At 48.6% G+C, this 19575-nt stretch carries 18 protein-coding genes, 1 tRNA gene and 1 pseudogene; 17 read left to right on the forward strand and 3 right to left on the reverse strand.

All coding sequences use genetic code 11. The features are described from left to right. The first annotated feature begins 601 nt into the window (after nt 1-601). From aqpZ to AC1RVX_RS23870, 4 genes are all read left to right on the forward strand, one after another. A complete protein-coding gene (gene aqpZ, locus AC1RVX_RS23855) occupies nt 602-1291 on the forward strand; it encodes an aquaporin Z (protein WP_493219087.1) in 690 nt (229 codons plus the stop codon). Between the two features lie 135 nt (nt 1292-1426). After that, nucleotides 1427-1993 carry a DUF1415 domain-containing protein gene (locus tag AC1RVX_RS23860; RefSeq protein WP_493219088.1) on the forward strand — a complete coding sequence of 189 codons (567 nt, stop codon included), beginning with the start codon at nt 1427-1429 and terminating at the stop codon, nt 1991-1993. Between the two features lie 455 nt (nt 1994-2448). Beyond that, nucleotides 2449-3699 carry an aspartate kinase gene (locus AC1RVX_RS23865; protein ID WP_493219089.1) on the forward strand — a complete coding sequence of 417 codons (1251 nt, stop codon included), beginning with the start codon at nt 2449-2451 and terminating at the stop codon, nt 3697-3699. A gap of 102 nt (nt 3700-3801) precedes the next feature. Continuing rightward, nucleotides 3802-3893 (forward strand) — tRNA-Ser (locus tag AC1RVX_RS23870). 161 nt (nt 3894-4054) lie between these two features. Here AC1RVX_RS23870 and AC1RVX_RS23875 read toward each other — a convergent pair. Both AC1RVX_RS23875 and AC1RVX_RS23880 read right to left on the reverse strand, forming a co-directional pair. Beyond that, nucleotides 4055-4282 (reverse strand): hypothetical protein, encoded by a 228-nt coding sequence (locus AC1RVX_RS23875; RefSeq protein ID WP_493219090.1) that lies wholly within the window; start codon nt 4280-4282, stop codon nt 4055-4057. Nucleotides 4283-4324: 42 nt separating this feature from the next. Then, nucleotides 4325-4606: pseudogene (locus AC1RVX_RS23880) on the reverse strand (alcohol dehydrogenase catalytic domain-containing protein); the annotation flags it as partial. A 211-nt stretch (nt 4607-4817) separates the two neighbouring features. On the opposite strand from AC1RVX_RS23880, the gene AC1RVX_RS23885 reads away from it, so the two are divergent. The 10 genes from AC1RVX_RS23885 to AC1RVX_RS23930 all read left to right on the forward strand — a co-directional run bounded on the left by AC1RVX_RS23885 (nt 4818) and on the right by AC1RVX_RS23930 (nt 15331). Further along, a complete protein-coding gene (locus AC1RVX_RS23885) occupies nt 4818-5663 on the forward strand; it encodes a polysaccharide deacetylase family protein (RefSeq protein ID WP_493219091.1) in 846 nt (281 codons plus the stop codon). Beyond that, nucleotides 5660-6919: a putative glycoside hydrolase gene (locus AC1RVX_RS23890; protein WP_493219092.1), complete on the forward strand. Its 1260-nt coding sequence runs from the start codon at nt 5660-5662 to the stop codon at nt 6917-6919. Before AC1RVX_RS23885 ends, AC1RVX_RS23890 begins: the two co-directional genes overlap by 4 nt. A 380-nt stretch (nt 6920-7299) precedes the next feature. Continuing rightward, entirely contained in the window at nt 7300-7845 is a 546-nt protein-coding gene (locus tag AC1RVX_RS23895) for a GspH/FimT family pseudopilin (protein WP_493219093.1), read from the forward strand. A gap of 9 nt (nt 7846-7854) precedes the next feature. Beyond that, a complete protein-coding gene (gene pilV, locus AC1RVX_RS23900; protein WP_493219094.1) occupies nt 7855-8370 on the forward strand; it encodes a type IV pilus modification protein PilV in 516 nt (171 codons plus the stop codon). Further along, nucleotides 8367-9440 carry a PilW family protein gene (locus tag AC1RVX_RS23905; protein WP_493219095.1) on the forward strand — a complete coding sequence of 358 codons (1074 nt, stop codon included), beginning with the start codon at nt 8367-8369 and terminating at the stop codon, nt 9438-9440. Before pilV ends, AC1RVX_RS23905 begins: the two co-directional genes overlap by 4 nt. Then, nucleotides 9440-10018, forward strand: a complete 579-nt coding sequence (locus tag AC1RVX_RS23910; protein WP_493219096.1) for a pilus assembly PilX family protein — start codon at nt 9440-9442, stop codon at nt 10016-10018. The genes AC1RVX_RS23905 and AC1RVX_RS23910 overlap by 1 nt, the downstream gene beginning before the upstream one ends. A 10-nt stretch (nt 10019-10028) precedes the next feature. Further along, nucleotides 10029-13361, forward strand: a complete 3333-nt coding sequence (locus AC1RVX_RS23915; RefSeq protein WP_493219097.1) for a pilus assembly protein — start codon at nt 10029-10031, stop codon at nt 13359-13361. Between the two features lie 17 nt (nt 13362-13378). Next, the gene (locus AC1RVX_RS23920) at nt 13379-13717 is read left to right on the forward strand and encodes a hypothetical protein (RefSeq protein ID WP_493219098.1); all 339 of its coding nucleotides are present in this window, start codon (nt 13379-13381) and stop codon (nt 13715-13717) included. 13 nt (nt 13718-13730) lie between these two features. Further along, nucleotides 13731-14156 carry a type IV pilin protein gene (locus tag AC1RVX_RS23925; protein ID WP_493219099.1) on the forward strand — a complete coding sequence of 142 codons (426 nt, stop codon included), beginning with the start codon at nt 13731-13733 and terminating at the stop codon, nt 14154-14156. 233 nt (nt 14157-14389) lie between these two features. Further along, the gene (locus tag AC1RVX_RS23930) at nt 14390-15331 is read left to right on the forward strand and encodes an exopolyphosphatase (protein ID WP_493219100.1); all 942 of its coding nucleotides are present in this window, start codon (nt 14390-14392) and stop codon (nt 15329-15331) included. Between the two features lie 83 nt (nt 15332-15414). Here the strand turns inward: AC1RVX_RS23930 and AC1RVX_RS23935 are convergent, their stop codons facing one another. Next, complete coding sequence (locus AC1RVX_RS23935; protein WP_493219101.1) at nt 15415-16131, reverse strand: hypothetical protein; 717 nt, start codon at nt 16129-16131, stop codon at nt 15415-15417. A gap of 238 nt (nt 16132-16369) precedes the next feature. Between AC1RVX_RS23935 and AC1RVX_RS23940 the strand changes: the two genes are divergently transcribed. The 3 genes from AC1RVX_RS23940 (at nt 16370) to gmd (ending at nt 19574) form a co-directional block, all read left to right on the forward strand. Further along, entirely contained in the window at nt 16370-17056 is a 687-nt protein-coding gene (locus AC1RVX_RS23940; RefSeq protein WP_493219102.1) for a response regulator, read from the forward strand. Between the two features lie 14 nt (nt 17057-17070). Then, complete coding sequence (locus tag AC1RVX_RS23945) at nt 17071-18408, forward strand: ATP-binding protein (protein ID WP_493219103.1); 1338 nt, start codon at nt 17071-17073, stop codon at nt 18406-18408. Between the two features lie 128 nt (nt 18409-18536). Beyond that, on the forward strand, nt 18537-19574 hold the full coding sequence (gene gmd / locus AC1RVX_RS23950; RefSeq protein WP_493219104.1) for a GDP-mannose 4,6-dehydratase: 1038 nt from the start codon (nt 18537-18539) through the stop codon (nt 19572-19574). Nucleotide 19575 lies beyond the last annotated feature (1 nt).

The following is a 19575-nucleotide window of genomic DNA, read 5'->3' on the forward strand; positions in this document are numbered from 1 at the left end:
AGTGTGAAAGTAGGTTATCGTCAGGCTTTTATTCCGCATACCCCCAGTTACTTTACAGTGACTGGGGGTTTTGCTTTGTGCAATCAGAAAATACACGCGCACATCAACATCAACATCAACACCCAAGACCTCAACACAGAGGCACAGAGTTAGGAAGGGCCGCTTGCAAGCAGCCTTCGTTTCGCAGGCGCGCAGCATGCTGCACGAATTTCCTGCTATACCACAGAGATCCACAGAGAGATGCTCTGAGAAAAACAAAGCAAGTGCAAAGCGCACCTCTGCTTTTACTCTGTGACCCTGCCTTCGGCATATCACTTGGGTGTGTCGTTTGCTGATCAGCAGATTCCCTTGTCTTTCTCTGGGAACCTCTGTGTCTCCGTGCCTCTGTGGTGAGTGTTCTTAACGCCTTTCCATGTTTTTCGATTTGAAAAACATGTTTAATTTGTCTGAAATACCCCCTGTTTTCACACTTTCCATCACAAATTTTAACAATAAGGCAACATAAATTTGCTATATTGATGCCACTTTGCTTTCATCTTTAAGGCGGATGAGAGTAAGGTAGTTAATATCCATATTCCTCAATAGAAAAGTGAGTAAGCAAATGAAACAATACGGTGCAGAGTTTTTTGGGACATTCTGGCTGGTGCTGGGGGGCTGTGGTAGTGCCGTGCTGGCAGCCGCATTTCCGGGTGTGGGCATCGGTTTGCATGGGGTTTCACTGGCGTTTGGCCTGACAGTGCTGACCATGGCATATGCGATAGGCCATATTTCTGGCTGTCATCTGAATCCTGCGGTGTCCATCGGTTTGTGGGCTGGCGGTCGTTTTCCTGCGAATAAACTGTTGCCGTACATTGTTGCCCAGGTATTGGGTGGCATTGTGGCAGGAGGCGTTCTTTACCTGATTGCCAGTGGCAAAGCCGGGTTTGATGTATCAGCCGGTTTTGCATCTAACGGTTATGCAGATCATTCACCAGGCGGGTATTCTTTGTTGTCTGCATTGGTGACAGAAGTCGTGATGACAGCCATGTTCTTGATTATCATTTTAGGCGCGACGGATGCCCGTGCACCGCAAGGCTTTGCACCGATTGCCATTGGCCTGGGTCTGACCCTGATCCATTTGATCAGTATCCCAGTGACCAATACTTCAGTTAATCCGGCCCGTAGTACAGGTGTCGCGATTTACGTGGGTGGTTGGGCTTTGCAGCAGTTGTGGTTATTCTGGGTTGCTCCTATTGTTGGTGCAGTACTTGGAGCACTAGCTTATAAATCAATTGCTAGTGAAGATAAGTGATGTAAAGCAAAATATTTACTTCACGCAGATGCTGTCGTGATTTGTCTGGCCTGGGTTTTACATTAAATTTTCCGATGTCATGCAGACGGAAAATTGGCATGTTATTCTCGGGCCTTATTCATTTTGATGATGATTATGACCAGCAATCTCTTTAATCCTGCGGATGTCATTGAGGCTACTGAACTGTGGCTGGAAAAGGCTGTAATCGGGCTGAATTTATGTCCTTTCGCCAAGGCTGTTCAAGTGAAACAGCAAATTCGTTATGTCGTCAGCCAGGCCCGTACGCCAGAAGCCTTGCTGGATGATTTGGCGCGGGAATTGGAATTGCTGGCAGAAGCAATTCCGGAAAAAACTGAGACAACACTGCTGATTCATCCGATGACCTTGAATGACTTTCTGGATTTCAATGACTTCCTGGATGTTGCGGATGGTTTGCTGGAAGAGGTTGAGCTGGACGGGCAACTGCAGATCGCCAGTTTCCATCCTGATTATCAGTTTGCTGGCACCGAGCTGGACGATATTGAAAATTATACCAACCGATCACCTTTCCCAACTTTACATCTGTTGCGTGAAGACAGTATCGACAAGGCAGTTCTGGCTTTCCCCGAGGCGGAACAGATTTATGAAAAAAACATGGAGACCATGCGTGAACTGGGCCATGAAGGCTGGCGCCGCTTATTTTCGAAATATGGAAAAAAATAAATTGCTGACGCAAATTTTATAAAATTTTGATATATATCATTTGAACAGCAATTGAATTCTTATATTGATATGCAAATAAGTAATTTGCGACTGTCCCTACTTACAAATTTTGTATAAATACTTATTTCTATTCATACTCCTTAGGAGTATATGAAAATTTCTATGATCTGTAACTATGACAAATCTTACAGCTCATTTCATATACTCCTTGAAGATAACTGGCACGCGCAGGTGCACAGGAATATCTCCTCTCAATACGGCAGCGTTTTTCTTAGCAATTTCTCACAAATAGCTTGATTGAAATATCATATTTCTGTAGAAAATTTGCTTTCACTTCAGCAATTGGCGCTATTTCTTCAGAATTTCTGCGTCAGAGTGCCTTGTTATTTTGCGGGGCAACATGTACAGTAAGAGGTTGATTTTTCGCATTTTTCACCCTTTAGTCTTCTATATCTATGGCTTTAATCGTCCACAAATACGGCGGTACTTCGATGGGTTCGACAGAACGCATCAAGAACGTCGCCAAACGCGTCGCCAAATGGCATGATGCCGGTCACCAGATAGTTGTGGTGCCTTCAGCAATGTCCGGCGAAACCAATCGTATCATCGGTCTCGCAAAAGAAATTTCCGCGCAACCTGATCCACGTGAACTTGACATGATTGCATCCACCGGCGAGCAAGTGTCGGTCGGTTTGCTGGCGATTGCCCTGCAAGCAATAGGCAAGCAGGCTGTGTCTTATGCTGGCTGGCAAGTTGCCATCAAGACTGATTCAGCCCACACCAAGGCCAGGATTGCGTCGATTGATGAAGCCAAGGTTAAGGCTGATCTGGATGCAGGCAAGATTGTCATTATTACCGGCTTTCAGGGCGTGGATGACAAAGGCAATATTACTACGCTTGGCCGTGGTGGTTCAGATACCTCTGCGGTGGCGGTGGCTGCTGCCCTGAAGGCGCAAGAATGCCTGATTTACACTGACGTAGATGGTGTCTACACGACCGATCCACGCGTGGTTTCTGATGCGCGCCGCCTTAAAACCGTGACTTTCGAAGAAATGTTGGAAATGGCGTCGCTGGGTTCCAAGGTATTGCAAATCCGTTCTGTTGAATTTGCCGGTAATTACCGCATGCCTACCCGCGTATTGTCATCATTGACAGACCCTTTAATGCCGCTGGAAGAAGAAGCAAATTCTGGCACCCTGATTTCGTTTGAGGAAGATACACACATGGAACAAGCTACCATCACCGGCATCGCGTTTAACCGTGATGAAGCAAAGATCACCGTTTTGGGTGTGCCAGACAAGCCAGGCATCGCCTATCAAATCCTGGGACCTGTTGCTGATGCCAATATCGAAGTCGATATGATCATCCAGAACCAGTCTGTAGAAGGCAAGACAGACTTCACCTTCACTGTGCCACGCGGTGAGTACGCCAAGGCCATGGAAGTGCTGGAAGGCAGCGTCAAGGCGCATATCGGCGCTGGTAGTATCATAGGGGACTCCAAAGTGTCCAAGGTGTCGGTGGTTGGCGTTGGTATGCGTAGCCACGTCGGTATTGCTTCCCAGATGTTCCGTACCTTGTCGGAAGAGGGCATTAACATCCAGATGATTTCTACTTCTGAAATCAAAATCTCTGTATTGATCGACGAAAAGTACATGGAACTGGCTGTACGTGCGCTGCATAAAGCCTTCGGTTTGGAAAGTGCATAAAAGAAAAGATGATTTTTTCTGGCTGACTGTTGACCAAAATCATTCAAGCAGCTATTATCTCGGTCTCGATTGCGACTGAGTAATTGACGGTTGTAATAGTGTGGAGATGTGGCCGAGTGGCCGAAGGCACTTCCCTGCTAAGGAAGCATTTGGGGTAACCTGAATCGTGAGTTCGAATCTCACCATCTCCGCCAGCAATACTGAATAAGCCCTTGTTTATCAAGGGCTTTTTCTTTTTTTGTGTTCCTTGGTATGCCATTCAGCATGTTGCTTTCTGTGGGTATTTGTGGATCTTCTTGTAACCACACGTCCTTTTCCTTGTAAGTTATGCACCTGTTGGTACAGATTGGGTCTGTCACTGCGATGGCAGCAGTACCGCTGCATCATCTATCGCACCGGCCCTGAGCGCAGTAATGGCTTGGTTGGCATCTTGTAGCGCATAAGTCTGCACGTGCGTTTTGAGCAGATAGCGTTCTATCATGGCAAAGAACTCGTCACCGTCGTTGCGTGTAAGGTTGGCGACGGGTCGCACAAATCGCTCGCCCCACAGTAATGCGTAAGGAACTGCAGGAATATCGCTCATGTGTGAATGCCTGCATAAACGACCGTGCCTCCTCTGTGTATATTACCAGGCCGTACAAAGGCATAGACTTGGTGGCCCTGGGCGACGGCGATCTGGCAAATGATCATAGCCAGTGAAGCTTGGTTGATCGCAGAGATTTTCTTGCATGTTTCTGCAATATGGGCAGTGTGTGCAAACACCACCCAGCCAGGGAACGCCTACGCGGTCTACGGTGCGAAAACGCGTTGCCTGACGACCTGTACGCAAAACACGACCTACTACTTCATGGCCAGGGATAATGCCTTTATTCCTGTGCTTTAGCTCGCCATCGATGATGCGCACGTCGGTGCGGCAAACTCAGCATGCAAGCACCTGAAGCAGAACGTCCTGATCCGTGGGTTCCGGCACAGGGATCTCGCACAATACCAATTCTTGTCCTGGTTCGGCCAGCGTCATTACCTGCGTGGCGTTCCCTTTTTGGCAAGACGGTCCCAAATCTATCTCTGTGAATCTTGGCGGGATTGATTTTCCTTTACTGGAGAACTAGAGTTAAACCATGAATCCTTTTCGGCTCATTCGTTTTTTTACCTGTGTGCCGTACTTTCTAAGGCGATACGGCTTGCGTGGGAGTGGATTGTTTTTTTTCTTTTTCGCGGCTCTTTCCTGTGTTCCCGTCTTTGCCGTTGCCAATGTTTACTCCATTTTGGTCTACCACCGCTTTGGCGCTGTGGTTACGGACGATATGACGGTCCGCACATCTGTTTTCATCGCGCAGATCAGCCGATTACGGCAGGAAGGCTATCACTTCGTCCCATTGAATATGCTCATAGACGGAGTATCAGGAAAGACTTCATTACCAGAAAAAGCACTGGCGATTACTGTTGATGATGGTCATCGTTCGGTTTATACAGAACTGCTACCAGTGATTTTGCATGAACACCTGCCAGTCACCTTGTTTATTTATCCATCGGCGATCTCCAATGCCAGTTACGCATTGAGTTGGGAGCAACTGCGCGAGATCATGGCCAGTGGTTTAGTGGAAGTGCAATCTCACACTTACTGGCACCCTAATTTCAACCATGAGCGCATGCATCAGTCACCAGAAAAGTATAGGGAATTTGTTCTCGTTCAGCTGGAAAAACCCCGTGCCGTGCTCAAAGCAAAACTTGGTGCTGATGCGCGATTGCTGGCATGGCCATATGGTATTCACAGCTCAGAGCTGGAACAGGCAGCAAAGTCAGCAGGTTATAAAGCTGCATTCGCGCTGGAAAATCACAGCTTCGTCAATACAGATGCGATGATGGCGCTGCCCCGCTATCTGATTGTTGACCACTATGGCAGCGACGGGCTGGTGCGCTTGCTGCAACGTGGTGAACGCGAAGCGAGAGGAGCGCGACCATGAACATTCAAAGAACATTCATACTGGACCTGCTGATGCTGGTTGCAGTCAACATGGTAAACCCAGCGGCCCTGGCTCTGGACGGTCTTGTGGTGGATGCCAGCAGCAAACAGCCGTTGGCAGGCGCGATCGTGACAGTTGAAGGCAATGTGCTGGTCACAGATAAGAATGGCCGCTACAGCTTCCCAGGTGCTGCCAGCAAGCTTGCCGCGCGGGCCCCAGGTTATGGTCGTAGCGAGTTGAAATTGCAGGCAGGTGCGAACGAAGTGCCGCCATTACGTTTGACACCCATACGCCCAAAAGCGCTGTATCTGTCCATTTTTGGCATAGGAGACCACCAACTGCGTGAAGCAGCGTTGGACGTTCTGAAAGAAACGGAAATCAACGCTTTGGTGATCGATATCAAAGGCGACCGTGGCTGGATACCCTATCCAGGCACGGTAAGCATGGCAGAGGCAATTGGAGCAAGACGGACAACGACGGTACGTGATATGCCTGCGATGATGGCGCAACTCAAAGAACGGGGTATATACCTGATTGCACGTATCGTAGTTTTCAAGGATGACCCGCTGGCGACAGCTCATCCAGAATGGGCTGTCAAAACAGCACATGGCGGTATATTCCATGACAGAGAAGGGCTCGCCTGGATAGACGCATCCCATACTGAGGCTTGGACTTATAGCCTGGACATTGCCGCTGAAGCAGCCGAATTGGGATTCGATGAAATCCAGTTCGACTATATCCGCTTTCCAGACAGTACTGAAGCACGTTTTGCTTCAGCCGATACAGAACAAAAGAGGGTTGACGCTATATCGGGATTTTTGGCTGCCGCGAAAAAACGGTTGGCACCCTTTAATGTATTTGTCGCCGCTGATATTTTTGGATATGTCGCCTGGAATACCAATGACACTTCAATTGGCCAGCAACTGGAAAGCCTGCTGGAAAACGTTGATTACCTATCCCCCATGCTTTACCCATCAGGATTCCATCTTGGCATTCCCGGCTATACAAATCCTGTGAAGCATCCTTATGAAATTGTTAGCCAGACGCTGCGGCATGCTGTCACCCGTAGTGGTGTTTCTGCGCTGCGTTTTCGTCCTTGGTTGCAGGCATTTCCCGACTATGCCTTCGATCACAGGGAATTCACGGGTGTAGAAATCCGGCAGCAGATTGATGCTGCAGAAAAAATTGGCAGCGACGGCTGGATGTTATGGAACCCCCGTAACAGGTACAGCCTCGAAGGTCTGAAAAAAAATTGATGAAGAACCCAGCAAAAAATAAGTTCAATAAAGTCTAATAACCGTTTGTCGGATGGATATTACCGGTCAACTGTTTCACGTCGCCAATGAAGTTTTTTTATCTTATATTCATCATCAAGCTAGAACTCATTTCATCAATAGGGTTGAGATGCGTTTGCCTGATAACGCAGTCCAGCACGCGTTATGAGGCAAACCCTCCGGGAGCTGGCCGCATTGACACTTCGCGGGCGCATTGCTACGTTGCGCCGCTTGCTAAGGCACCAGCCTTAGCTGCGCGACGACGCCTTGCACTGCATCCCGAATCGCTTTGCTCGCACTCATCCCTATTGATGAAATGAGTTCATGTTGTATTCGATAAACTTTGGTACGACCCCAAATCCATGATCAATCGCAAAACATTGCAAGGCAAGACCAGGGGGTTTTCCCTGGTGGAGTTGTTAATTGCCTTAGTGATTATTTCCATTTTGACGGCGATTGCCTACCCAAGCTTTCAGCGCATCATTATGCGTACAAAACTGAATGCAGACAGCACGCTGTTTTCTCAGGATCTGGCTTTTATGAAAGGTAAGGCGAAAACCAGGACGGGTAGCACGATTACCATGTGCCCCAGCTCGGATGGTGCTACCTGTACCGGCACTTCCTGGAGTTCTGGCCGGATTATTTTCTTTGATGAAAATGCAGATGGCATTGTGACATCCGGCAAGGATGAAATACTGGAAATTCGCGGTGCATCAACAGGTACCTCAACTATTACCGTCACTGGTTTTAATACCGGTGCGAATATTCAGTACCGGTCTACTGGTGTTTTGCCATATGCGGGAGTGGTCACGTTTTGCGACAGTAACCTTTCTGGAAATTTTGGTATTTCACAATCTGTTCTTGTTACTGGTCTGGTGCATAAAACCACGGGTGTTGCCTGTCCCTAGGATGATGATATGAGATTGCAAAAGAGCATTGTGCTGAAACATATGGTTGGCGCCTCCTTGCTGGAAGTGTTGGTCGCCATATTGATACTGTCTTTGGCTGCCTTGGCAAATGCTGGCTTGCAAATTTCAGGCATGCGTGCCAATTCCAGTTCCAAGTTGCGCTCTATAGCGACGGCGCAAGTCAGTGATATGGCAGATCGTATTCGTACTAACCGCCCGGGTTTGGCCTATTACGCCAGTGCGTCGGGTATTCCTGCTGATCCCGGCTGTACTACTGTAGCTACACCATGTAGCGCGATGGATATGGCAAAGCATGACGTGTTTGAGTGGAATACTGCGAACGCTAATGTGCTGCCAGGTGGCGAAGGCATAGTTTGCCTGGACAATACTCCTGATCCCCGCGTAGGTACGGCTGCGGCCCCTGCTTGTAGCGGTACGGGAACAACTTATAGCATCAAAATCTGGTGGGATGACTCTCACGGTGAAAAAGCCAAACAACTTTTTGTGACGAATTTTCAGCCATGAAAATCCTATCATCCATCATGTATCGTCAAAAAGGCCTTTCCCTCGTAGAGGTGATGATTGCACTCACGCTGGGCATGATCATTACGGTCGTGGCAGGGTCGATTTTTGCGTCCGGTTCCAAAGGTTATTCTGTGCAGCAGGAGCAATCGCAAATTCAGGAAGGTGGCAGGATGGCGCTGGACCTGCTTTCCAAGACAGTCCGCACTACCAGTGATTTTGGTTGCCGTTCCGACTGGACAGTAACCAAGATTGCCGGGTTTGTGAATCGCATCAATACCAGCCCACCATATGCCTATAATTATGGTACCAATCCACTGGATGCACAGGTGGTTGGATATGATGGTACAGGGTCTAACTGGTCACCCACCATCCCAGCTGATTTACCCATACCAACCAATGCAGACAAGAACAGCGACATACTGACCGTACGTGGCGTGACCGGTAATCCCGCGGTCGTTGTCGCGCCATATATGACAGCGACCACAGACGCGGTTAACGTGAATACGGGAAATGGTTTTGCTGCCAATGATGCGCTGGTGATTTCTGATTGCATCATATCAACGATTTTCCAGGTGTCCGGTACGCCTGATGCTACTGGTACGTTGACCCATGGTGCCGGCGGTAGTCCGGGCAATGTCAACAACACGTTGGCGAAAGTATATGGCAGTGGGGCTGAAGTTTACAAATTGGCTTCAACAACTTTCTATATTGCGCCCAGCCAGTTCAGTTCGAATCCTTCATTGTGGCGTATTGTCGGTACCAATGCGCCTGAAGAACTGGTCGAAAATGTGGAAAGACTCAAGGTTTATTACGGCATGGACCCGACCGTTGGTACTGATAACACCAAGCGCGATTATGCACCGAATTCCTATATTCCTGCGAATGGAACGGGCATAGACATGAGTAAAGTGATCAGCATCAGGATCTCAATGCTGATGCGCTCGGCCAGTGATAACGTAACTAAAGCCTATCAAAGTTATACCTTTGATGGCTCAACGACAACTGCGACGGACTATCGCTTACGCAGTGTTTTCTCTACAACGATCAGCCTGCGAAACAGAGTTTTGTGATGGACAAAAATAATAGCTTCCAAGTTAGGATCGGCACGAAACGCGCTGCGCCGTTTCTCGCACGTCAAAAAGGGGTTTCTCTGGCGGTAGTACTGGTGATGGTGGGTTTGTTGGCTATTATCGGTATCAGTGCCATGCAGATGAATGTGCTGCAAGAAAAAGGTGCTGGTAATTTTCGCGATCAGGACCTGGCGTTTCAAACCGCAGAATCAGCCTTGCGTGATGCAGAACTGTATGTGGATACCAACCTGACGCCAACGGCGGGTTTTAATGCTGGCTGCACTGGTGGTTTATGTCTGCCTTCGTCCACGTCAACCCCTGTTTGGCTCGACACGACGCTGGATGTCTGGAATAACACCAGTCTGACACTACCGTATTCGATGACGGTGCCTAACGTCGCCAAGCAACCCCGCTATATCATCGAAATGATGGCAGAAAATATTCCGAATATTGCAGGTGGCCCGTTGGATGTGGGCGGTGCACCACCACCAACACAAGCAACCTATCGAATTACTGTGAAAGCCTGGGGTGGTACTGATTCTGCACAGGTGACCTTGCAAACTGTTTATCTGAAGTGATGGAGTGATCATGAGAATTCCTGGTAATACCCAAATCCTCAAACTGCGTGCTCCAGCGATCTTGGCTGGTGTATTGACACTGTTGAGTTCTGGCACAGCGAGTGCGGCGGCACTTGTTCTGTCTCAAACACCTTTGTTCGTGACCAACTCTGTTTTGCCAAACGTATTGGTGGTTTTGGATAATTCGGAATCCATGGATGGAACCATGGCAGGTAAGCTGATTGCAGGGGATGATGCAAGCACCCGTTCAAATATCGCCCGTACGGTCATGCGCAATACCATTACCAATTATCGTAGTGCGTTTAACTGGGGCCTGATGTCTTTTGATATTACCAGTACCAGCTTCTATATCACCTATGCGTACTATCTGGGCAGTACTACCGGGATGACATTTACTGACGGTTGTTCGGGTAGTCCTTTGCAAACATCCGGTGGCCAGCCCTGCGTGGCTAATCCAACACCGTTTACCGGCGGTACCTATGTGACTTACGATACCTCTGGTGACGACGCCACAATTAATGACGTGCTGTACACCGGTTCTCCGAGCGCTTCTCAGTGTGCAACAACTACGCTCACCGGCTTGACGTACTGTAAAGCCATGTGGGCGTTGACTGGTGGAACTGGTACAACCTATACGTTTTATGGTAACCACACTGCCACCAACTCTTGGGCTACCAGCTCTTTTTCTGGATGTCCGCTCGGCACTTGCAGCCCCATTAGTTTGAGTGAAACCGATGCTGGCTACATACCATCCAATCCACCGATTACCCGCCAATTGTATTTGCCACGCGCATGGGGCTATGGCGGAACAAATTCCGGTAAAGGCAAGCTGAACGAAGCAGTGCTGCCAGACAGCACAACCCACTACAATAATCTGATATCTTATCTGGCAACTGAAACCGCCAATACTGCTACCTCAGAGATCAAGAATGCATCGACTTTCACCCCCTTGCCTGGTGCTATGGGCTCGGTGAAAACTTATTTTTCAGGGGCTTCCACCCCTGTTAAATACAATTGCCAGAAAAATTTCGCGATGCTGGTAACCGATGGTATGGCAACAGCTGATACCTCAGGCAATCAATATTCTGCGGCCGACAGAGCGGCAGGCAAACCTTTGAATGACACCGTTGCTGCGATTACAGCCTTGCGCACAACAGCGGTGCCGTCATTTGGTACGCAAGATATCAAGACTTACGTTGTTGGCCTGGGTGATACCGTACAAAATGCTACTGCAGTAGCAGCGTTGAACTCAATGGCAGCAGCTGGTGGTACAACCAGTGCTTATCTGGCGTCGGATGCGACGGCATTTAACAATGCGATACAGGCTATTGCAGGCAATATCACGGCACAGGTTGGTTCAGCCTCTGCGGTATCCTTGAACTCTACCCAGATCAATAGCGGTTCAGCCCTGTTCCAGGGTAAATTCAGTAGTATTGACTGGTCTGGCCAATTGCTGTCTTACCCAATTACCGCAACAGGTGCTTTAGGTGCATTGTCTTGGGATGCAGGACAAAAACTGAATGCTCAGAACTGGAATACAGGCCGCGTTATCCTGACCAATAATCTGACTACTACAAATGCCACTGGGCACGGTGTGGCTTTCCGTTGGCCAAGTAACCCAGCTAGTCCAAGTGCGAGCACTGAAATCAACATCAATCAGGTTACTGCACTGAATAAGAATACGGCAGGTACTGCAGATGCACAGGGACAATTACGTCTGCAATATATACGTGGTGACAGGTCGAACGAGGGAGCTGCTCCTTTGTTCAGGCCGCGCACCAGAAGTGTGTTGGGTGATATTGTCGATTCGAATTCCGTGTATGTTGCCAAACCACCTTATACCTATCCAGATAGTCTGGAGTCGGCTAAATATGTGACCTTTGCACAAAGCAATGCCACTCGTACCCCCATGGTATATGTTGGAGCCAATGACGGTATGTTGCATGGCTTCAGTGCAACTGATGGAACTGAGAAAATCGCTTATATACCAACCCAGGTGTATTCCAATTTGTCCAAGTTAACCGATTCTGCTTATGCTCACCGGTTTTTTGTAGATGGCTCACCTACCGTTGGTGACGTATTTTATGGTGGTGCATGGCATTCAGTGTTGGTTGGTAGTTTGCGCGGTGGTGGACAGGGTATTTTTGCTCTGGATGTAACAAACCCGTCGTCATTTACTGAAGCCAATGCTGCTACTACCGTCCTGTGGGAATTCAATGATGCAGATGATGGCACAGAATATGACCTGGGCTACACCTATACCCAACCGATGATCGTCAAGATGGCGAATGGTAAATGGGCCGCAGTATTTGGTAACGGCTACAACAATACGGCAGCTGATGGCAAAGCAAGTGCGACAGGTGCTGCCGCTATCTATATTGTGGATATCCAGACCGGTGCACTGATCAAGAAGTTGTATACCATGGCTGGTAGCGCGAGTACACCGAATGGTATCGGTAGTGTCACTCCTGTAGATGTCAACGGCGACAATATTGTCGACTATATCTATGGTGGTGATTTGCTGGGCAATGTCTGGAAATTTGATGTGACTTCGACCAATGCGAGTTCCTGGGGGCCATCTTTTGGTACTAGCGCTGCACCACTACCACTGTTCACTGCCAAAGACGCAACTGGAAAAGTTCAGCCTGTCACTGGCAAAGTCACGGTAGGTCGTAATCCTGTTTCTGGATATATGGTGTATTTTGGTACTGGTCAATATCTTGCTGCAACTGATTTGACCGATACCTCACCAGAAAGTTTTTATGGTATCTGGGATAACGGTGCAACCGTAAGTGGGCGTAGTGTATTGCTGGCACAAACTATCAATACCAGCACCACGTCAGGGGCGGGCAGCACTTTCCGCACCAGCACACAAAATGGGGTGGCTACAACGATGTATGTGTCACCTCTGAACAAGAAGGGGTGGTATGTTGATTTGCCTACCAGTGGTGAACGTCAGGTGACGGACCCCTTGTTGAATGATAGCAATATCGTGTTCTCAACCTTGATTCCCAGTACTGACCCTTGTGCATCTGGTGGTAGTGGCTGGATCATGGAACTGGATGCAGTAACTGGCAATATGATTAGTGATCCGATTTTTCCAACGGTATCAGCGACCACATTCTCGTCAACAGATGTGGCCACCGCAGGGGTCATGACCTCGGCGATTCCATCGACACCGCGTGTGATCAATAAGCAGGGTGTGTCGTATGGTAATTCTGGCACGGGCACCTCGTTCGCTACGGAGAAAAAATTGACCAGTCAATCCGACGGCAGTATTAATAATCTGACTGAAAAAGCGTCAATCACTCAGAAACGTATCATGTGGCGTCAAGTCCAGTAACGACAGGAGGAACAGGTATGAAACAGCAATATTTGATAGGTAGTTTACTGGCATGCATGCTGGGAGGTCAGGCATATGCCAGTATTACGCCACAAGACCTGGCCGCACAAAAACAAAGTACCGGTACGGCACCATCTTATGTGCAAAATATTGACACATCAAAGCGCACTGTCACCATCGATTCGACCAACTATACTGTCTCCCCGTCGGTGGTGGTGCATGATGGCAATAAGACGACAACCATGACAAATATTAAAAAAGGTACACGTGTCAAAGTAGCATCCGAGAAAAAAGTCGGACAAGCTAATAAGGTCATTACAGAGGTTTGGGTAATGCAACAGCCTAGCGGAAAATAATCGGGAGCCACAGATGAAAAGAAATGCAGGTTTTACCCTGATTGAGGTAATGATTGCTGTTGTAGTGATAGCTATCATTACTGGTGTGGCAGTCACCAATTACAGGTCCAGCATGCAAAATAGCAGACGCACGACGGCGCAAGCTGATTTGATGTCGTTGGCACAGTTTATGGAAAGAACGCATACAGAAGCCCTGACCTATATGCCGGGTGCAACGCCAACTGCGCCGACTTTACCGTTTACCGTTTCGCCGCAATCAGGTACCCCGTATTACAACATTACTTTGCAAGCAATTACTGGATCATCGTTCACCTTGCGTGCCACACCCACCGGTACGCAAACAGGTAACGGTATCCTGGAGATTGATTCAACTGGTGCCAAGCGTTGGGATAAGAATAACGATGGCAGCTTCTCCACTGATGAAAAGACCTGGAAGTAATGCTTGGTAATATCTCCGATTTTGTCGGAAGAATAACAAAAACGCCGCCTGCAAAGCGGCGTTTTTGCTTTTACGCGCACTGGCATGAGTATAAATTATTTGTGAATAGACAAGAACAGAGAAAGTGATTACATTTAGAACTCAATGTGAAATGAGTTCCGGGGTTCATATTCAGGCTCATCAAATTTGCCTTTCCCTACAGCGAATTACCACCTATTAATGAGGGAGTATTTATGTCTGCCAATGCCAAAAAATTCCGATTAATTACCCGCAGCGATTTTGATGGGCTGGTTTGTGCCGTTTTGCTCAAGCATCTGGATTTGATCGACGACATATTATTTGTCCATCCCAAAGACATGCAGGATGGCAAGATCGCTGTTACGGAAAACGATATCAGTACCAATTTACCCTATGTTCAAGGAGTGCATCTGGCATTTGATCATCATTTGTCCGAAACCTTACGCAATGCCAGTACGGAAAAAAACAATCATGTCATCGAACCGGATGCTCCCTCTGCGGCGCGGGTTGTCTATAACTACTATGGTGGTCTAAAGTCTTTCCCCGCGTCTTGGGACGAGATGATGGCTGCTGTAGACAAGGGGGATTCAGCCCGCTTCAACAAGGATGAAGTTTTACATCCGCAGCGCTGGGATTTATTGAATTTTTTAATGGATGCCCGTACAGGTCTGGGAAGGTTTCGTGATTTCAGAATTTCAAACTATAACCTGATGATGGAATTGATTGCACTGTGCAAGACCCAGAGCATAGATGAAATCATGCTGAACCCTGACGTGAAAGAAAGAGTGGATCTGTATTTTGAGCATGAAGAGAAATGCAAAGAACAGATACAGCGCTGTGCTACGGTGCACAAAAATCTGGTGGTGCTGGATTTACGCAATGAAGCCACCATTTACGCTGGCAACCGTTTTTTGATTTATGCCCTGTTCCCGGATACCAACATTTCCATTCACATACTGTGGGGACTGAAAAATCAGAATACCGTGTTTGCAACCGGCAAGTCGATTTTGAACCGTACTTCCAAAACCAATATTGGCCCGCTAATGCTGGAATTCGGTGGTGGCGGTCATGAAAATGCCGGTACCTGCCAGGTGGAAAATGATAAAGCTGCGCAAACACTGGCGATCTTGATTAACCGAATTAATCAGGATGGATAGACGCGAAATTAAGCCGTTTGTTCCTGACTGGGCTTGCACCGGGAAGCAGCTTATCCAAGCTGCTTCCCGTGTCGGTGCATTACTTAGTTGGACAAAGGCGTCGCTTGCACGCTGATACTCTTGTAGTAAATATGGCTGGTGGATTCAAAACCGGAATCAAAACCGAAAAGTAGCCAAATGTTACCGTTCGCATCGGCACTGACATTCAGTGCTGTCTGATTATCGAGTTTTTTCTCCATATAGGGAGCATGTCCACAGTCGGTGCTGGCATTACCTATGGTCCCAAGGACCAGGGCTGATTTACCCGAGCCACTTTGACCGCCACGGTCGATATTCATCACATATTCATCCCCTTTCTGTATGGTCAGCGGCTCAATTGATGAGGCCCCGGCAAATAGCCAGACGCTGTCGCCCGGTGAACCGCCAACGCCAAAACAACCACTGGCGACATTACTGACGATCGTGGTTTGAAAACGCAGGGCATATCCGGTATTGGGTGCAAAGCCACTGTATCTTTTCTTGATATAGATAAACAGATCATCGCTGCGGTTGGTACCAAATGCATACAGACCCTTACCGGACAAGGGAGCGGGAAGGGGGCGATATTCAGTGACCATATCCGTAGGCATGGTTGCCACCGAAAAATCTGAAATACCTGACACCCAGCCCATCGGTTCACTATTGAAATCGATATCGATTTGCACAGGTAATGGAGCGGGCACATAATTGCTGCTGCCACCACAGGCACTTAGTACGGCAGTGGTGAACAGAATAGAGATCAGGGCTGAGTGAAATTTCATACTTCATCCTTTTAAATTGAATACATGAGCGAGTACACGGGTGAGTCCATGAGTTGCCCGAGAGCATAGCGAGCTGTCAGTCGTAAATCAGTCCCGAAATGTCCGATATTTGTCGTAAATTTGTAAGCCACCCCGTAAACTGAAATTGTCTGAAAATTGTAAGTTGACCGGATTTAGGCTGGCATTTCTCGCAATTTTGAAGAGAGCTCTACTACAATGCGGGCAAAGGAGAGATGTTATGTTTCGTGTAATGCTGGTGGAAGATGATGCCAAGCTTGCTAGTCTGGTGGCCGAATATCTGGGTGAATATGAATTTACCGTTGACATTGTCAGCCGGGGTGATATCGCATTGTCCCATTTTCAACAGACTTTGCCCGACTTGGTGGTGCTTGATCTGATGTTGCCAGGACTGGATGGCATGGTCGTGTGCCGGCAACTGCGTGCCATCAGTACAGTGCCTATCTTGATACTGACGGCCCGCGAAGATGCCTTTGACGAAGTATCCGGACTGGAGCAGGGGGCAGATGATTACGTCAGCAAGCCAGTGCAGCCGCGCATTTTGCTGGCTCGCCTGCGGGCCTTGTTGCGACGCGTTAAGGATGTTACCTCTGATGACAGTGAGGATCTGGTTTTTGGTGCATTCAGGCTGTGCAGGCGTGACCGCAGCGTATTTTGGCGCGAGCAAAACGTAACACTCAATAGTGCAGAATACAAATTATTGCTGGTCCTTGCCGAGGCCGCAGGCAAGGTTTTGTCACGTAACGATATCCTGATACAGATGCGGGGTATAGAGTTCGACGGGCTGGATCGCAGCATTGACAACAAAATCTCCCGCCTGCGTCGTAAATTTGATGATACCCATGCCGATAAAATCAAGACAGTCTGGGGGGAGGGCTATCTGTTCAGCCCGTCCGCCTGGGACTAGACTATGAATCGTTCATGAATCGCCTGTTCCTGCGTTTTTCCATTCTGGTGATGCTGTCCATCAGTGTCGCCACCGTTGCCGTCTACATCGTGATCCAAAGTTTCTTTGGTGATCCGCTGGAAGAAGTCGCGCAACAACAGGCTGCAGGGCAGGTCTTTTTGCTCACACAGTATGTCGATCAGGCCGGTCCTGATGAATGGCTGGCACGCCTGAATAAAGTCCGCGAAATTACCCACAGCAAACTGGAGTTGATTCCCCTGCAAAGTGCACTTCGACAGGTCGCTGCAGAAAAGAAGGCACAATTCATGCGAGGTGAAGTGGTGATCGATATTGCCAGTAAATCCTTTTATCGCCGTGTTGACTTGCAGGGGCAGCGCTACATAGGCAGTGATGAAGAAGTCTTGTACGCGCAAGAATTACCTATTGACGTGATGCCCGTGATCAGAACTGAAGTCGTGCGCTATATCATCGTCGCATTTTGCCTGTTGATACCGATTGCCATCTGGTCCAGTTCCCACTGGCGCGGCTTGCAAGCGCTTGAAAAAGTCGCCGATGAATTCGGTGAAGGACATCTGAAGATACGAGCGAAGATGCGTGAGAGCGATAGCATCTACCCCCTTGCTCAGCGTATGAACCAGATGGCAGCACGTATAGAAGGCTTGCTTGATGCACAGAAAAATCTGCTGCATTCGGTCTCGCATGAACTGCGTACCCCTATCGCCCGCCTGGAATTCGGCCTGGAACTGCTGCGCAGCGCAGCCAAGGATCCCAAACTGGAAACTCGTGCTGCCGCCATGGAAGCAGATCTGCTCGAATTGAATTCATTGGTGACCGAGTTATTAAGTCTCAGCAAACTCGATCAGCAACCCACATTGAAGCTGGAGGAATTTGTTGTCGCAGATTGCCTGCAGGCTTGCCTGGTTGGCTTGCAGCATGAATTGTCAGGTTTTCAGGTCGATACTCTGTTTTCGGATGAAGCAGGTAGTATGGTCGGTGATCAACGCTTATTGGCCAGGGCTGTCAGCAATTTGCTCAGAAATGCTGGTAAATACGCCATTGGACATATCGCCATCGCGCTCAAAAAAAATGTGAATGGGGGTATTGTCATCGCACTTGATGATGATGGCCCGGGCATACCTGTGGAAGAGCGTGAGCAGATTTTTAATGCCTTTTACCGGCTGGACCGCAGCCGCGACAGGGCAACTGGCGGCTTTGGACTTGGCCTGGCGATCACTCAAAAAGCCATACATGCACATGGCGGCAGTATTACCGTAGGGGAAAGTCATCTGGGTGGCGCAAGATTTGTCATACACCTTCCTGCTGTTGCAGAAGCCTCCTTAGCGATCATCTGATACGCATCTTACAAATTGATGACATTTGCGCGACAACTCGGGGACGACTTGTCTTCTCATGGTCACTATCATTCTCGCATGGCGTGTTTTTTGTTATTGGCAGCTTCAGGAACAAGCGAGAAGGGCGAATGAGTAGCAGAGCATTGATTACAGGTATTACAGGACAGGATGGTGCCTATCTGGCAGAGCTGTTATTGCGTAAGGGATATACCGTGTTTGGCAGTTATCGCCGCACCAGTTCCGTCAATTTCTGGCGTATGGAAGAACTCGGCGTCAGTACGCACCCTAATTTGCATCTGGTGGAATACGACCTGACTGATTTGAGTAGCAGCATACGCCTGCTGCAAAATATCAATGTGACGGAAGTCTACAATCTGGCGGCACAAAGCTTTGTCGGTGTGTCATTCGAGCAGCCCGTCACGACCATGGCCATCACTGGCATGGGAGTCTTGAATTTGCTGGAGGCCATACGCATCGTCAATAAAAAGATCCGTTTTTATCAGGCATCAACTTCCGAAATGTTTGGTAAGGTACAAGCCATTCCCCAGGTTGAAACCACACCGTATTATCCACGTAGTCCCTATGGGGTTGCCAAGCTGTATGCTCACTGGATGACTATCAACTATCGTGAATCCTACGATATTTTTGCCAGCAGCGGTATCTTGTTCAACCATGAATCACCTCTGCGAGGGCGTGAGTTTGTTACCCGCAAGATCACCGATGCCGTTTCAAAAATTCGCCTGGGTCTGCTGGATTGTCTGGAACTGGGGAATATGGATGCCAAGCGTGACTGGGGTTATGCGAAGGAATATGTCGAAGGTATGTGGCGTATGTTGCAGGCCGATGTACCAGATACCTTTGTGCTGGCAACCAACCGCAGCGAGACAGTACGCGATTTTGTGGAACTGGCTTTCTGGGCCGCAGACCGACAATTGCACTGGCGCGGGGAAGGCGAAGATGAAGTCGGTATCTGCCGCAAAACCGGCAAGACCCTGGTGAAAGTCAACCCTGCATTGTATCGACCAGCGGAAGTCGAGTTGTTGATAGGCGATCCGCAAAAGGCAAGAACAGTATTGGGTTGGGAAACCAGGACCACACTGGAAGAGTTGTGTCAGATGATGGTAGAGGCCGATTTGCGCAGGAATACGGCACGCAGCTCGTACTGAA

Source organism: Undibacterium sp. GW821-FHT11B02 (assembly GCF_058808955.1).

What these genes read in the sequence shown, in the direction of transcription:
- aqpZ (WP_493219087.1), top strand. Translation starts at nt 602, where the DNA reads ATGAAACAATACGGTGCAGAGTTTTTTGGGACATTCTGGCTGGTGCTG.
- AC1RVX_RS23860 (WP_493219088.1), top strand. Translation starts at nt 1,427, where the DNA reads ATGACCAGCAATCTCTTTAATCCTGCGGATGTCATTGAGGCTACTGAA.
- AC1RVX_RS23865 (WP_493219089.1), top strand. Translation starts at nt 2,449, where the DNA reads ATGGCTTTAATCGTCCACAAATACGGCGGTACTTCGATGGGTTCGACA.
- AC1RVX_RS23875 (WP_493219090.1), bottom strand. Translation starts at nt 4,282, where the DNA reads ATGAGCGATATTCCTGCAGTTCCTTACGCATTACTGTGGGGCGAGCGA.
- AC1RVX_RS23885 (WP_493219091.1), top strand. Translation starts at nt 4,818, where the DNA reads ATGAATCCTTTTCGGCTCATTCGTTTTTTTACCTGTGTGCCGTACTTT.
- AC1RVX_RS23890 (WP_493219092.1), top strand. Translation starts at nt 5,660, where the DNA reads ATGAACATTCAAAGAACATTCATACTGGACCTGCTGATGCTGGTTGCA.
- AC1RVX_RS23895 (WP_493219093.1), top strand. Translation starts at nt 7,300, where the DNA reads ATGATCAATCGCAAAACATTGCAAGGCAAGACCAGGGGGTTTTCCCTG.
- pilV (WP_493219094.1), top strand. Translation starts at nt 7,855, where the DNA reads ATGAGATTGCAAAAGAGCATTGTGCTGAAACATATGGTTGGCGCCTCC.
- AC1RVX_RS23905 (WP_493219095.1), top strand. Translation starts at nt 8,367, where the DNA reads ATGAAAATCCTATCATCCATCATGTATCGTCAAAAAGGCCTTTCCCTC.
- AC1RVX_RS23910 (WP_493219096.1), top strand. Translation starts at nt 9,440, where the DNA reads ATGGACAAAAATAATAGCTTCCAAGTTAGGATCGGCACGAAACGCGCT.
- AC1RVX_RS23915 (WP_493219097.1), top strand. Translation starts at nt 10,029, where the DNA reads ATGAGAATTCCTGGTAATACCCAAATCCTCAAACTGCGTGCTCCAGCG.
- AC1RVX_RS23920 (WP_493219098.1), top strand. Translation starts at nt 13,379, where the DNA reads ATGAAACAGCAATATTTGATAGGTAGTTTACTGGCATGCATGCTGGGA.
- AC1RVX_RS23925 (WP_493219099.1), top strand. Translation starts at nt 13,731, where the DNA reads ATGAAAAGAAATGCAGGTTTTACCCTGATTGAGGTAATGATTGCTGTT.
- AC1RVX_RS23930 (WP_493219100.1), top strand. Translation starts at nt 14,390, where the DNA reads ATGTCTGCCAATGCCAAAAAATTCCGATTAATTACCCGCAGCGATTTT.
- AC1RVX_RS23935 (WP_493219101.1), bottom strand. Translation starts at nt 16,131, where the DNA reads ATGAAATTTCACTCAGCCCTGATCTCTATTCTGTTCACCACTGCCGTA.
- AC1RVX_RS23940 (WP_493219102.1), top strand. Translation starts at nt 16,370, where the DNA reads ATGTTTCGTGTAATGCTGGTGGAAGATGATGCCAAGCTTGCTAGTCTG.
- AC1RVX_RS23945 (WP_493219103.1), top strand. Translation starts at nt 17,071, where the DNA reads ATGAATCGCCTGTTCCTGCGTTTTTCCATTCTGGTGATGCTGTCCATC.
- gmd (WP_493219104.1), top strand. Translation starts at nt 18,537, where the DNA reads ATGAGTAGCAGAGCATTGATTACAGGTATTACAGGACAGGATGGTGCC.